Here is a 13,711-nt window from a genome sequence, read left to right as displayed (position 1 = left end):
CAGACTCCGTTAGTGAATAAGCGGCTGCCAGAGGGTCATGAGCCCCTGCGTCAGCCCACCGCGCCAGCAAAGCGCATCGTGTCCGCCGTCAACCTGACGCCAGATAACCGGTTGCTGTGTGTGTTGTAGTTCGGCGTAAATCGCCTGATTAGCGCGGAAGATAAGCGGCTCGTTGCGCCCGGCCTCAAGGACAATGCGCAGCCCGTGTGCGGTTTTTTCCCCCGCTTTGAGTTGTTCGATAAGCAGCCCGTCCTGCTGCGCGCCACGGTGCGGCCACCAGAAGGAGCCGGACTGGCTGAGCACGCAGCCAAACCGCTGCGGCCAGTTCAGGCCCGCATAAAGGGAGGACAGCCCGCCGAAGCTCTGCCCCGCCACCAGGGTACGATCGGCACGGTCGCTGAAGGGCGTCATGGCTTTCACCTGCGGGAGAAGCTCTTCCTGCACGGCCAGCCAGAACGCAGGGTTGCAGGGCAGTTCGCAGCTGCGGTGCGCGGTATCGATGACGTCGATCAGCACGTAAACCGCAGGCGGCAGCTGGCGTGCCGCGGTAAGCGCCGTCAGCGCAGGCCATACGGGCATACTTTCGGCCCAGAACTGGCCGTCGAGCAGCACCGCCAGCGGGCGTTCGGGGCTGGCGTCACCGGTGGTAAAAATCCAGACGCGGCGGCGGTTGCCCAGCCGCGCGCTGTTCCATTCGATACAAACAGGCTGGGTGTAAGGCGTTTCAGAATGGTTCCAGCCCGGCTGTAGCGGGGCCTCGGGCATTTCGAGCGCCGAGACGGCGTGACCGCGCCCGCCGCGCCAGCTCTGCGGGTTCAGCGGGTCGGATACCGCGTGCGGGAGGAGCTTGCGCCAGCCTTCACGCAGCGCCATGCGGTCCGGCTGTTCGCCTGCAAACACCGCATCGGCAAAATCGTGTTCGTTATCAGAAGGGATAAAACAGTAGCTGCCGCGCCATTCGGGGCTGAAATCGCCCTGCCACTGCCAGACATCAGTATCGGGAAGGCGTTCGAGAGACTGCGGACGAGCATTTTGATGGTGATCGGTGACGCCAGTGATATAGAGCCAGACGCGCTGCGTCACCGATGTGGCCTGCGTGCCCGCCGGATCGCGCCACCAGAACGTGACGCGATACCTCTCACCGTCGCGAACCCACTCCGGCCCGGTTTTCGACTTCCACCAGGCTTCACTTCCCGTTGTTAACGCCGTCACTATAACCTCATGTTTAACGAGTCATTTTTTGTTGTAAGACAAAAATTATTGATAATATTATTGATAACTATTTGCATTTGCAATAGCGTAGTGCCCGCGCTGTGGGAAGCGCGCTCATAAATTAATCATGCCACGAATTGTGTGCGCTCGAGGACAGGGCTGCTTACGCAATGGCGGGTGACAACATGCCGCCTCCTCTCCCTTTCGGGAACGGAGACCAGGGGATGCGGCGCGAAAAGCAGGACGTACAATGAATAAGAAGATTCACTCCCTGGCCTTGCTGGTCAACTTAGGGATTTACGGCGTCGCGATGCCTGCGCTGGCTGACGACACCGCCGCCAGCGCGCAGCACGAAGACACGATGGTGATCACCGCCGCAGAGCAGAACCTGCAGGCACCCGGCGTATCAACCATCACGGCTGATGAAATCCGTAAAAACCCGCCCGCTCGCGACGTCGCCGAAATCATCCGCACCATGCCGGGCGTCAACCTGACCGGTAACTCTACCAGCGGCCAGCGCGGCAACAACCGTCAGATTGACATTCGCGGCATGGGGCCGGAAAACACCCTGATCCTGATCGACGGCAAGCCCGTTACCAGCCGCAACTCGATCCGACTCGGCTGGCGCGGCGAGCGCGATACCCGCGGTGACACCGGCTGGGTGCCGCCAGAGATGATCGAACGTATCGAAGTGATCCGCGGCCCGGCTGCAGCCCGCTACGGTAACGGTGCGGCAGGCGGCGTGGTGAACATCATCACCAAAAAATTCGATGACCAGTGGCATGGCTCCTGGAACACCTACCTGAACGCCCCGGAACACAAGGACGAAGGGTCTACCAAGCGCACCAACTTCAGCCTGAGCGGCCCACTGGGCGGCGACTTCAGCTTCCGCATGTTTGGTAACCTCGATAAAACCCAGGCCGATGCATGGGACATTAACCAGGGCCATCAGTCCGACCGTACCGGTGCCTACGCCGACACGCTGCCGGCAGGCCGTGAAGGGGTCGAGAACAAAGACATCAACGGCGTGGTGCGCTGGGACTTTGCGCCTATGCAGTCCCTGGAGTTTGAGGCGGGCTACAGCCGCCAGAACAACCTTTACGCCGGCGACACCCAGAACACCAACAACGACAACAGCTCAAGCGGCCTGGTGAAGAAAAACTACGGTAAAGAGACTAACCGTATTTATCGCCAGAACTTCGCGGTGACCTGGAACGGCGGCTGGGATAACGGCATTACCACCAGCAACTGGGCGCAGTACGAGCACACCCGCAACTCGCGTCTGGGCGAAGGCCTGGCGGGCGGCCTTGAAGGTCTGTTCAACAGCAATAAATTCACCGACACCGACCTGGCCGACGTGATGCTGCACAGTGAGATCAACCTGCCAATTGATTTCCTCGTTAACCAGAACCTGACGCTCGGCACCGAGTGGAACCAGCAGCGTATGAAGGACTCGACCTCTAATACGCAGGCCCAGCAGGGCGGCACCATTCCCGGCATGAGCGACGATCGCAGCCCGTACTCCTCGGCGGAGATCTTCTCGCTGTTTGCCGAGAACAACATGGAGCTGACCGACAGCACCATGCTGACCCCGGCGCTGCGCTTCGACCATCACACCATCGTTGGCAACAACTGGAGCCCGTCCCTGAACCTGTCGCAAGGTCTGGGCGACGACTTCACCCTGAAGATGGGTATCGCGCGCGCCTATAAAGCCCCGAGCCTGTATCAGACCAACCCGAACTACCTGCTGTACAGTAAAGGCCAGGGCTGCTACGCAAGCTCCGACGGCGTGGGCTGCTACATGATGGGTAACGACGATCTGAAAGCCGAGACCAGCATCAACAAAGAGATTGGCCTTGAGTGGAAACACGACGGCTGGCTGGCCGGTGTGACCTGGTTCCGCAACGACTACCGCGACAAGATTGAAGCGGGCTATGCACCAATCGGCCAGACATCCACCAGCAAAGTGACCACCGATATCTATCAGTGGGAAAACGTGCCGAAAGCGGTGGTAGAAGGTCTTGAAGGCTCCCTGAACGTGCCGGTCAGCGACACGATCAACTGGACCAACAACATTACCTACATGCTGCAGAGTAAGAACAAAGAGACCGGCGACCGTCTGTCGATTATCCCGGAGTACACGCTGAACTCTACGCTGAGCTGGCAGGTGCGTCAGGACGTCTCCCTGCAGTCGACCTTCACCTGGTACGGCAAGCAGCAGCCGAAGAAGTACAACTACAAAGGCCAGCCGGTTACCGGGTCTGAGAAAGACGAAGTCAGCCCGTACAGCATTGTTGGCCTGAGCGCGACCTGGGACGTGACCAAAAACGTCAGCCTGACCGGCGGCGTGGATAACGTGTTCGACAAGCGCCAGTGGCGCGCGGGGAATGCCCAGACTACCGGCAACACCACCACCGGGGCGTATATGTACGGTGCAGGCGCCTATACGTATAATGAACCAGGCCGAACCTGGTACATGAGCGTGAATACGCACTTCTAAGGTGAACGCAAAACGGCAACTTCGGTTGCCGTTTTTAATTTTCCCCCTCACCTTTGTTCGAACGAGCGGGTTTTCGTTTTTCTCCCTCTCCCCGTGGGAGAGGGTCGGGGTGAGGGCATCAGGCCGCACAACTCCACAACGTCAGGACAAAACATGCGCACCACCCACTCCACATTTCGTCTTGCCGGACACGCGGTCCATCAAATCATCTTCAACCCTGCAACCGTCACCGACGCCGATCTTCTCTGGCTCCCCCATCACGATACGCTGGCTCACGCCGCGCCCAAACGGAAAGCCGAACACCTGGCCGGCCGCCTCGCCGCCGCCCATGCCCTGCGGGACTACGGCATCACATCCATACCGGCTATCGGCAGCAGCGGGGAGCCGCTGTGGCCTGTCGGCGTGACGGGCAGCATCAGCCATACGGCCACGCGGGCGCTGGCCGTTGTCACGCAAAGCGGGCTAACGGGTATCGACGGGGAAATCATCCTCGCGGATGACGAAGCGGAGGAGATCAAAGACGGGATAGTGAGTCCCGCCGAGGACGCGTTGCTGCGCCACGCCGCCCTGCCGTTTGCGCAGGCGCTGACGCTGGCGTTTAGCGCCAAAGAGAGCCTCTTTAAGGCGCTGTTTTCACAGGTTCACGCGATGATGGGCTTTGACAGCGCTCGCGTCACGGCGCTCGACGAGACGAGCCTGACGCTGGCGCTGACCCGCCCGCTGGCGGGGTTTGCGCAGGATGATGCCTTCACGCTGTACTGGCTGCGCGACGGCAACACGCTGATCACACTGCTCCCGCCCGTTCCCGCCGCTTCGCGCTAACGCTGGTTGCCGCAAAGGTAACAATAAACACCAGCGCGAACAGCACCACGATGGTCGGCGCGGGCGCGCTGTCGAGAAAGAACGAGAGATATACCCCGCAGACCGACACCAGCCCGGAGACCGCCACCGCCACCAGCAGCGCGACGTGGAAGCGTCGGGTGAGCAGCACCGCAATCGCCCCCGGGGCAATCAGCAGTGAAATCGACAGGATGATCCCCACCGCTTTCAGCGTGGCGACAATGGTCAGCGAAACCATGCACAGCAAGCCGTAGTGCAGCCAGCGCGTGCGTAATCCGCTGGCCTGCGCCTGCTGATAATCAAAGCAAAACAGCAGAAACTCCCGCCACTTCACGCCGATAACCAGCGCGATGAGCGCGGCGACGATGCCGCTTTGCAGCATGTCCGCCCCGTTAATGCCCAGCATATCGCCAAACAGAATATGGTCGAGGTGCACTTCCGGCTTCACGGCTATGTACAAAATCAGCCCGGCGGCGAACATACCGGAAAAGACGATGCCCATCACGGTGTCCTGCTTGATGCGGCTGTTGTCCTTGAGATAACCCGTTGCCACCGCGCAGAACAGCCCGGCGACAAAAGCCCCGACCGCCAGCGGCAGACCGGCCATCCACGCCAGCACCACGCCGGGGAAGACCGCGTGGCTCATGGCATCTCCCATCAGCGCCCAGCCCTTCAGCACCAGGAACACCGATAGCAGCGCGCAGGGAACGGCGACCATCAGCGAAATCAGCAATGCGTTGTTCATGAACGCAAACTGGAAGGGTTCCAGTAACAGGGTCATCATGGCTGCACCTCCAGCGCCGCACGCGCCCGTCGGCGGTTAGCCAGTACGCCGTGCTTCGGCGCGAAGACAAACGCCAGCAGAAACAGCAGGGTCTGCGCCACCACGATAATGCCGCCGGTCGCGCCGTCGAGATAATAGCTCGCCCACGCGCCGAGGAAGCTGGTGATACTCCCGATGGCAACCGCAATCATCAGCAGGCGCGGGAAACGGTCCGTGAGCAGCCACGCCGTCGCGCCGGGGGTCACCACCAGGCAGATAACCAGGAATGCGCCGACGGTTTGCAGCGCCGCCACCGTCGAGACCGCCAGCAGCGTGAAGAATAAAATCTTCAGCCGCTCCGGACGCAGGCCGATCGCCCGCGCGTGGTTCTCATCGAAAAAGGTGACCATCAGATCCTTCCATTTGAACAGCAGGACCAGCATCGATACCACGCCGATGATCGACAGCTGGAGGATATCTTCCGGCGCGATGGCGAGGATATTGCCCAGCACGATAGTCTGGATGTTCACGGAGGTGGGGTTCAGTGACACCATAAACAGCCCCAGCCCGAAGAAGGAGGAGAAGATCAGGCCAATTATCGCATCCTCTTTCAGGCGGCTGCGCTGATTAAGAAACAGCATACTGCCCGCCGCCAGCCCGCCGGATAAAAACGCCCCGAGCGAAAACGGCAGCCCGAGCATATACGCTCCCGCAACGCCCGGTACAATCGAGTGCGACAGCGCATCGCCGATCAGCGACCAGCCTTTGAGCATCAGGTAGCACGAGAGAAACGCGCACAGCCCGCCCACCATCGCCGAGACCCACATCGCGTTGAGCATGTACTCATAGCCAAACGGTTCCAGTAGCGCGTTCATGCTCCCTCCCGACGGTGCGTGACGAAGGGCCGCTCGTCATCAGTGATGATGCGCTCCTCCGAGCCGCTCAATACCACGTGGCGCAGCACGCCGCTAAACGCGCGCTCAAGGTTCTCTGCGGTGAAGGTGGTTTCCGTCGGACCGCTCGCCAGCACGGTGCCTTTGACCATCACCGTGTAATCGCAGAATTCGGTCACGGATCCCAGGTTGTGGGTCGACACCAGCAGGGTTTTGCCCTCGTCGCGAAGTTCGCGGAGCAGGTCGATGATTTTAGCTTCGGTTTTGACGTCCACGCCGGTAAACGGCTCGTCGAGCAGGATCACCTCCCCCTGCTGGGCGATGGCGCGCGCCAGGAAGATACGTTTCTTCTGCCCGCCGGACAGCTCACCAATCTGCCGGTGGCGCAGATCGAGCATATCGACACGCTCCAGCGCCTGCGCCACGATGCGCCGGTCGTTCTCTTTAGGACGGCGCATAAACCCCATGTGGCCGTAGCGCCCCATCATCACCACATCCTCAACCAGCACCGGAAATGACCAGTCGACCTCCTCGGATTGCGGAACATAGGCCACCAGATTCTTGCGCAGCGCCCGCGAGGGCGGCATCCCGAGAATGGAAATCGTACCCGACGCGCGCACAAAGCCCATCACCGCCTTAAACAGCGTCGATTTACCGGACCCGTTCACCCCGACCAGGGCGGCAATCGACCCGCCCGGTACGCTGAACGACGCTTCGCGCAGCGCAGTATGGCCGTTGCGGTAGGTGACGGTCACGTCCTTTACGACAATCCCCTCGTGCATAGTTACTCCTTCATGCCGTCGCGGATGCCCTGTACCAGGGTGCGGGTGGTGACGTTCAGCAGGTCAAGATAGGTCGGCACCGGGCCGTTTTCCGCGCTCAGGGAGTCCACGTACAGCACGCCGCCGTAGTGGATACCCGTTTCGCGCGCCACCTGCCGTGCAGGCTTGTCGGAGACGGTGCTTTCGCTGAATATCGCCGGAATGTGATACGTCTTAACGCTGTCGATGACCTTACGCACCTGCTGAGGCGTGCCCTGCTGATCGGCGTTGATCGGCCAGAGATACAGCTCTTTCAGCCCCAGATCCCGGGCGAGATAGGAGAACGCCCCTTCGCTGGTCACCATCCAGCGCTTGTCTTGCGGGATCTCCGCCACCTGCTTGCGCAGCGGCTCAAGGGTGCGGGTGATTTTCTGCTTGTAGGCCTCGGCGTTGCGGGCATAGGTATCGGCGTTAGCCGGATCGTATTTCGCCAGCGCGTCGCGGATATTATCGACGTAGATCAGCGCATTATCGGGTGACATCCACGCATGTGGGTTCGGTTTACCGTTGTACGGCCCTTCGGTAATGCCCATCGGCGTGATGCCTTTCGTCACCTCCACTTCCGGCACACCGTTGAGGTGCTGATAGAAGCGCTTAAACCACAGTTCAAGGTTCATGCCGTTCGAGAGGATCAGCTGCGCCTTCTGAGCGCGCTTGATGTCGCCCGGCGTCGGCTGATACTCATGGATTTCCGCGCCCGGTTTGGTGATAGAGGTGACCTCTGCGGCGTCCCCTGCCACGTTTTTCGCCATATCAGCGATAACGGTAAAGGTGGTGATGACCTGGAACTTTTCAGCCGCTACCGCGCCAGTGGTGGTCACGGCGGTAAACAGCGCGCCAAGCAGCAGTCTTTTCAATCCTTGCAGTGGGTGCATCGCAGACGTCTCCTGATATGGTTAAAATCAAAGCATAATTAGCCCGTGCTATATTGTATAGCACAGGCTATATTTAAATGAAAATGGTTATCATTAAAGTTATGTCAGCGACAGGAAAATCGTCAGGCAACGAGGGGCTTACATCTTTCTGTACAAATATTTCATTGAAATGATTGTTATCCCAAGGGCACCGATGGTCGAGACGGACAAATCAAGAAGCGAAGCAAAATCATATACATCCTCTATTCCGTAAATACTAAGCATATGTGCCAGTCTTTGAATGTTGTCCAGGGGACAAAACGTAGCCCAGACCAAACCGCAAACAAAAAACCAAAATACACTTTGTATGCAAAACAGAAGAAAATGGGTGCAGGTCCTCATCAGGTCACCGTTATCGTTCCGTAGGCTTTGAAGCTCGAACACGGTACAGGCATCATTGTTGTATTCATCAACGCCTCTTTTAAATAGTCGAAATCAGACTGCTGACAAAGCGTTATGCAGCCTTCACTCAAACCGCGCGGGCCGACAGGGTGCAACCGAAACGCGCCACGTTTTACACCTTCAACGAAAACAGAGTCGTCTATTTGCCAGTCTTCTTTATACAAGGCAAACCAGACGGAACGATCGGTGCCATAGAAATTCTTGAGGCCGAAATCTGATATAGCACCTAGTCTGCCTCCGCTTTGGCGATTGACGATAAAGTATCGCCCCGGGGGGATCGGGCCGATCTCTTTTCGGCTGGACATTGTCACATTATTGCGGCCATACATCTGGCCTGAGAAAGCCGGAAAATTACCTACCCCAGCCACTGTCAGTATGGATGTCGGCAGACCATTAAGAGCATATCTGGCGATTATCACGCTGTAACCCTCATATTCCAGCCGTCGGTAAACTGAATATTCCCGTCGCAGTATTTCCACGTAATTTTTTCGTAGCGGAGCTCAACAGATTCAAGATGGTTATGTTTCTCCATCGATGGATTATTTATGTTATGCATTACAGGTGTAATACCTACAACCTTTACGCTTTCCAGTAACATATTAAAATATTCGACTTCCATTCCCGCATCATTAATGCGATACCACTTTATTTCAGCCGATTTTAACGTATGTCCCGTTGCAACCGCGCGGTAAAGATAGGGAGAGGAGGAGTCAAATTCTTTTTCCAGGGTTAATGGAGAATGAATACGAGTACCTGTTAATTTTCCCGTACTACCATCGGTAGGGATGTGTAACCCGTGTCCAAAACTGAGAATCTCAATACTACCTTCCCGGCCCTTTACATCTACAGAACCTGTAATATCAGCACCACCATCGTCTTTGAGCCACAAGTAAGCTGGAATAGCCATTTTTATCTCCTTATAAAAGCCAGCAGTATGCTCGTAATTATCTTTTTGAATTAATGGATTTGTGCTTAAGAAATTACTGATTAAATCAGGATAAAGGAGACAAATATGAAAAAACGATTGAGATAATATTTTTCTGATAATCTCAGAGAATAATACTACAGTAGAACGGGGCCAGAGATAACATCCACTGGCCCCGTTTTTTCACTTCATTTCACTCCTCACACATCCGGGAACATCACGCTATTTCCCGGCGCTTCCCTGTGCAGGTGGATAAAGTTCAGGTGCCGTTCATACTGGTCCAGAATGTCTGTAATCACCTGCTCCTTGCTGTAATCCATCAGGTCATTGCCCTGGCTGCCTTCCAGCAGGAACGTCTCAAGCCGGTAGTAGGTCGATTTCCCGCTGCGTGCGCGATAGGTAAACCCGGGAACGGAATACTGCTGCGGCCAAATCTGGTAGACAAAGTTCTGCTCGTCGCCCATGTGCACCAGCAGATCCAGGTGCCCCAGGGTTTCGCCCTCTTCCGGCGGCAGGCTTTTCAGCTCAACGTGCGCACCGCGCAACTTCAGCTCCTGGGCCACCTCTTCCATTGCCGGGAAGCAGACCGTCTCCATCATCTGTTTGGTGTAACGCGTGCCGGGGTAGTTCATCAGGCGCGACAGGCGTTTTTTCCAGCTCAGGCGGTCCTGCGAGCCCATCGGGCGCGGGGCGGTGTCGCGGCTGGCGCTTTCGCGGCGGTAGTCTTCCACCTTCAGCGATTTGTACAGCCCGGCCATCACGAAGAAGATAACAAAGCTGAACGGCAGCCCCATGATCACCGTGGTGTTCTGCAGGGCGGAAATACCGTTGGTCATCAGCATGCCGAGCGTCAACAGGCCAATGGCGACCGACCAGAAGATGCGGATCCAGTTTGGCGCGTCGCTGTTGATGTCCTTCAGCTTCGAGGTGAAGTTCCCCAGCACCAGCGCGCCGGAATCCGCCGAGGTGACGTAGAACAGCAGGCCGGTAATGGTCGCCACGGAGGCGCTAAAGGTAAACGCCGGATACTGCGCCAGCAGGCTGTAGAAGCCGCGCTCCGGGTGCGCCATCGCCTCCTGGGCAAACGCCGCGTCTCCGTGAATAATCTCGTGCAGCGCGCTGTTGCCGAACACCGACAGCCACAGCAGCGTAAAGGTGAACGGGATAATCAGCGTTCCCAGCACGAACTGGCGGATGGTGCGCCCGCGCGAAATACGCGCCAGGAACAGGCCGACAAACGGCGACCAGGCCACCCACCACGCCCAGAAGAACAGCGTCCAGCTGTTCATCCACTCCACCGGGCGGTCAAAGGCGAAGCTGTTCAGCGTCATACCCATAAAGCGGTTCACGTAGTCGCCGACGTTAAGCACCAGCGCGTTGAGCAGGAACGAGGTGTCGCCCATAAACAGCACGAACAGTATCAGCCCCAACGCCAGCGCGACGTTCAGCTCGGAGAGCACGCGGATCCCTTTATCCACGCCGGAGGTAACCGAAATGGTGGCGATAATCACCGACAGCGCAATCAGCGCCGCTTTGGCCGCCATCGAATCCGGGATATCAAACAGCACGCTCAGCCCGTAGTTGAGCTGCACCACGCCAATCCCCAGCGTGGTGGCGATGCCGAAGATGGTACCGATCACCGCCGCGATATCCACGGTATGCCCAATCGGCCCGTTAATTTTTTTGCCGAAAATCGGATAGAGCGCAGAGCGGATGGTCAGGGGCAAATTATAACGATAGCTAAAGTATCCGAGCGCCATCCCCATCAGGGCGTACATCGACCAGCCGGTCAGGCCGTAGTGGAACAGCGTCCAGACCATCGCCTGGCGCGCGGCCTCAATGGTCTGCCCCGCCCCTTCCGGCGGCTGCATATACTGTGTCACCGGCTCGGCCACCGAGAAGAACATCAAATCGATACCGATGCCCGCGGCAAACAGCATGGCGGCCCAGCTCAGCAGGCTAAATTCGGGCTTTGACTGCTCTGGCCCGAGCTTCACCGAACCGAAGCGCGAGCAGGCAATGCACACCACAAAGACGATATAGAGCGTCGCCGCCAGCAGATAGTACCAGCCGAAGGTTTTCGACACCCAGTTGAGGGTGCGCCCGATCCACTCGGCAGAAAAATCACGAAAGAAGATCGTCGTCAGGGAAAACAACAAAATCAGCCCGGCGGAAGTATAAAAAACGACCGGGTTGATTTTGTCTTTTTCTCTGTCTTGTGAAAGGTCTGTCATCCAGTATCCCCACTGTTTTTGTAACTATTGAAATCCAAATCCGCAACAATTAAGACACATTTTATATTGAACGTCCAATCAAAAACCGCTTTAATGTATTACCAACGCTGATGAATGGAGTGGCAAAAATGCCCAAACTGGGGATGCAGCCGATCCGGCGCAGGCAGCTGATCGACGCCACGCTGGAAGCAATTAATGAAGTGGGAATGCACGACGCCACCGTGGCGCAGATCGCCCGCCGGGCGGGGGTATCCACGGGGATCATCAGCCACTACTTCAAAGACAAAAACGGCCTGCTGGAAGCGACCATGCGCGACATCACGGGCCAGCTGCGCGACGCGGTGCTGAACCGCCTGCACGCCTTGCCGCACGGCAGCGCCGAACAGCGTTTGCAGGCAATTGTCAGCGGCAACTTCGATGAAACCCAGGTCAGCAGCGCAGCAATGAAAGCCTGGCTGGCCTTCTGGGCGAGCAGCATGCACCAGCCGATGCTTTACCGATTGCAGCAGGTGAGCAGCCGCCGCCTGCTGTCGAACCTGGTGTACGAGTTTCGTCGTGAACTGCCGCGTGACCAGGCGCAGGAGGCAGGCTACGGGCTGGCGGCCCTGATCGACGGGCTGTGGCTACGCGCTGCCCTCAGCGGCAAACCACTGGATAAAACCCTGGCCCAGTCGCTCACCAGCCACTTTATCAGCCAGCATTTACCGACCGATTAACCGAGGAGAAAGTATGTCCCGAATGGCAGAACAGCAGCTTTATATCAATGGTGGTTATACATCCGCCACCAGCGGTCGCACCTTCGAGACCATCAACCCGGCCAACGGTGACGTCCTGGCGACGGTGCAGGCCGCCGGTCGCGAGGATGTTGATCGCGCGGTAGAAAGCGCACAGCGCGGGCAAAAGATCTGGGCGGCGATGACCGCTATGGAGCGTTCGCGCATTCTGCGCCGCGCCGTGGAGATCCTGCGCGAGCGTAACGACGAGCTGGCAAAACTCGAAACGCTGGATACCGGTAAAGCGTTTTCCGAAACCAGCACCGTCGACATCGTCACCGGCGCGGACGTGCTGGAGTACTACGCGGGGTTAATCCCGGCGCTGGAAGGCAGCCAGATCCCACTGCGCGATACCTCGTTCGTTTACACCCGTCGCGAGCCGTTAGGCGTGGTGGCGGGGATCGGCGCGTGGAACTACCCGATCCAGATCGCCCTGTGGAAATCCGCGCCGGCGCTGGCGGCGGGCAACGCGATGATCTTCAAACCGAGCGAGGTCACCCCACTCACCGCCCTGAAGCTTGCCGAAATTTACACCGAGGCGGGCCTGCCGGACGGCGTGTTTAACGTCCTGCCGGGCGTAGGGGCAGAAACCGGCCAGTTCCTGACCGAACATCCGGGCATCGCGAAGGTCTCCTTTACCGGCGGTGTCGCCAGCGGCAAAAAAGTGATGGCAAACTCGGCGGCCTCGTCCCTGAAAGAGGTGACGATGGAGTTGGGCGGCAAATCACCGCTGATTATTTTCGACGATGCGGATCTCGATCTCGCGGCAGACATCGCCATGATGGCCAACTTCTTCAGCTCCGGCCAGGTGTGCACCAACGGCACCCGCGTGTTTGTGCCTGCGAAATACAAAGCCGTATTTGAGCAGAAAATTGTCGAGCGCGTGGGCCGCATCCGTGCGGGCGATCTGTTCAATGAAAACACCAACTTTGGCCCGCTGGTCAGCTTCCCGCACCGCGACAACGTGCTGCGCTACATCGCCAAAGGCAAAGAGGAAGGCGCGCGCGTACTGTGCGGCGGCGACGTGCTGAAAGGTGAAGGCTTTGACAACGGCGCGTGGGTGGCCCCGACCGTGTTCACCGACTGCACCGACGAGATGACCATCGTGCGCGAGGAGATCTTCGGGCCGGTGATGTCCATTCTCACCTATCACACTGACGAAGAAGCCATCCGTCGCGCCAACGACACCGACTACGGCCTGGCGGCAGGTATCGTCACCGCCGATCTGAACCGCGCCCACGGTGCAATCCACCAGCTCGAAGCGGGCATCTGCTGGATCAACACCTGGGGTGAATCCGCCGCAGAGATGCCGGTCGGCGGCTATAAACACTCCGGCATTGGCCGCGAGAATGGGGTGATGACGCTCCAGAGCTATACCCAGGTGAAGTCCATCCAGGTTGAGATGGGTAAATTCCAGTCCATATTTTAACCGGG

12 protein-coding genes are annotated in these 13,711 nt (G+C 58.2%); 4 read left to right on the top strand and 8 right to left on the bottom strand.

The genetic code is table 11. The features are described from left to right. Window positions 1-9: 9 nt before the first annotated feature. Window positions 10-1,212, bottom strand: coding sequence for an enterochelin esterase (gene fes / locus QLG21_RS18700; RefSeq protein ID WP_282484968.1), 1,203 nt, complete (start codon window positions 1,210-1,212; stop codon window positions 10-12). 250 nt (window positions 1,213-1,462) lie between these two features. Here fes and QLG21_RS18695 point away from each other — a divergent pair, with 250 nt between their 5' ends. After that, complete coding sequence (locus tag QLG21_RS18695; protein ID WP_282484967.1) at window positions 1,463-3,712, top strand: TonB-dependent siderophore receptor; 2,250 nt, start codon at window positions 1,463-1,465, stop codon at window positions 3,710-3,712. Window positions 3,713-3,865: 153 nt separating this feature from the next. Beyond that, the gene (gene entD / locus QLG21_RS18690; RefSeq protein WP_137849117.1) at window positions 3,866-4,534 is read left to right on the top strand and encodes an enterobactin synthase subunit EntD; all 669 of its coding nucleotides are present in this window, start codon (window positions 3,866-3,868) and stop codon (window positions 4,532-4,534) included. Here entD and QLG21_RS18685 read toward each other — a convergent pair. From QLG21_RS18685 to betT, 7 genes are all read right to left on the bottom strand, one after another. Then, window positions 4,497-5,336, bottom strand: coding sequence for a metal ABC transporter permease (locus QLG21_RS18685; RefSeq protein WP_006177066.1), 840 nt, complete (start codon window positions 5,334-5,336; stop codon window positions 4,497-4,499). The two genes, entD and QLG21_RS18685, sit on opposite strands and share 38 nt — an antisense overlap. Continuing rightward, on the bottom strand, window positions 5,333-6,190 hold the full coding sequence (gene sitC, locus QLG21_RS18680) for an iron/manganese ABC transporter permease subunit SitC (protein WP_006177065.1): 858 nt from the start codon (window positions 6,188-6,190) through the stop codon (window positions 5,333-5,335). The genes QLG21_RS18685 and sitC overlap by 4 nt, the downstream gene beginning before the upstream one ends. Then, a complete protein-coding gene (gene sitB / locus QLG21_RS18675; RefSeq protein WP_282484966.1) occupies window positions 6,187-6,990 on the bottom strand; it encodes an iron/manganese ABC transporter ATP-binding protein SitB in 804 nt (267 codons plus the stop codon). Before sitB ends, sitC begins: the two co-directional genes overlap by 4 nt. A 2-nt stretch (window positions 6,991-6,992) precedes the next feature. Further along, complete coding sequence (locus QLG21_RS18670) at window positions 6,993-7,904, bottom strand: metal ABC transporter substrate-binding protein (protein ID WP_006177063.1); 912 nt, start codon at window positions 7,902-7,904, stop codon at window positions 6,993-6,995. 380 nt (window positions 7,905-8,284) lie between these two features. Next, complete coding sequence (locus QLG21_RS18665; protein ID WP_282484965.1) at window positions 8,285-8,764, bottom strand: DUF2778 domain-containing protein; 480 nt, start codon at window positions 8,762-8,764, stop codon at window positions 8,285-8,287. Then, complete coding sequence (locus tag QLG21_RS18660; RefSeq protein ID WP_282484964.1) at window positions 8,761-9,252, bottom strand: Hcp family type VI secretion system effector; 492 nt, start codon at window positions 9,250-9,252, stop codon at window positions 8,761-8,763. Before QLG21_RS18660 ends, QLG21_RS18665 begins: the two co-directional genes overlap by 4 nt. A gap of 218 nt (window positions 9,253-9,470) precedes the next feature. Further along, on the bottom strand, window positions 9,471-11,504 hold the full coding sequence (gene betT / locus QLG21_RS18655; protein ID WP_006177060.1) for a choline BCCT transporter BetT: 2,034 nt from the start codon (window positions 11,502-11,504) through the stop codon (window positions 9,471-9,473). Window positions 11,505-11,632: 128 nt separating this feature from the next. Between betT and betI the strand changes: the two genes are divergently transcribed. Together betI and betB are read left to right on the top strand one after the other, a co-directional pair. Next, window positions 11,633-12,220, top strand: coding sequence for a transcriptional regulator BetI (gene betI / locus QLG21_RS18650; RefSeq protein WP_042320939.1), 588 nt, complete (start codon window positions 11,633-11,635; stop codon window positions 12,218-12,220). Window positions 12,221-12,233: 13 nt separating this feature from the next. Next, the gene (gene betB / locus QLG21_RS18645) at window positions 12,234-13,706 is read left to right on the top strand and encodes a betaine-aldehyde dehydrogenase (protein WP_282484963.1); all 1,473 of its coding nucleotides are present in this window, start codon (window positions 12,234-12,236) and stop codon (window positions 13,704-13,706) included. Window positions 13,707-13,711 lie beyond the last annotated feature (5 nt).

This window comes from Enterobacter sp. V87_3, assembly GCF_029967835.1.
GTDB classification, from domain to species: Bacteria; Pseudomonadota; Gammaproteobacteria; order Enterobacterales; family Enterobacteriaceae; genus Enterobacter; species Enterobacter cancerogenus.
The sequence above is the reverse complement of the archived record's forward strand: the minus strand, read 5'-3'. Positions and strand labels throughout refer to the sequence as shown.

Excerpts from the sequence above, each read along its gene's own strand:
- sitB (WP_282484966.1), bottom strand. The coding sequence starts at position 6,990 with ATGCACGAGGGGATTGTCGTAAAGGACGTGACCGTCACCTACCGCAAC.
- QLG21_RS18670 (WP_006177063.1), bottom strand. The coding sequence starts at position 7,904 with ATGCACCCACTGCAAGGATTGAAAAGACTGCTGCTTGGCGCGCTGTTT.
- QLG21_RS18685 (WP_006177066.1), bottom strand. The coding sequence starts at position 5,336 with ATGATGACCCTGTTACTGGAACCCTTCCAGTTTGCGTTCATGAACAAC.
- betT (WP_006177060.1), bottom strand. The coding sequence starts at position 11,504 with ATGACAGACCTTTCACAAGACAGAGAAAAAGACAAAATCAACCCGGTC.
- QLG21_RS18660 (WP_282484964.1), bottom strand. The coding sequence starts at position 9,252 with ATGGCTATTCCAGCTTACTTGTGGCTCAAAGACGATGGTGGTGCTGAT.
- sitC (WP_006177065.1), bottom strand. The coding sequence starts at position 6,190 with ATGAACGCGCTACTGGAACCGTTTGGCTATGAGTACATGCTCAACGCG.
- betB (WP_282484963.1), top strand. The coding sequence starts at position 12,234 with ATGTCCCGAATGGCAGAACAGCAGCTTTATATCAATGGTGGTTATACA.
- QLG21_RS18695 (WP_282484967.1), top strand. The coding sequence starts at position 1,463 with ATGAATAAGAAGATTCACTCCCTGGCCTTGCTGGTCAACTTAGGGATT.
- entD (WP_137849117.1), top strand. The coding sequence starts at position 3,866 with ATGCGCACCACCCACTCCACATTTCGTCTTGCCGGACACGCGGTCCAT.
- betI (WP_042320939.1), top strand. The coding sequence starts at position 11,633 with ATGCCCAAACTGGGGATGCAGCCGATCCGGCGCAGGCAGCTGATCGAC.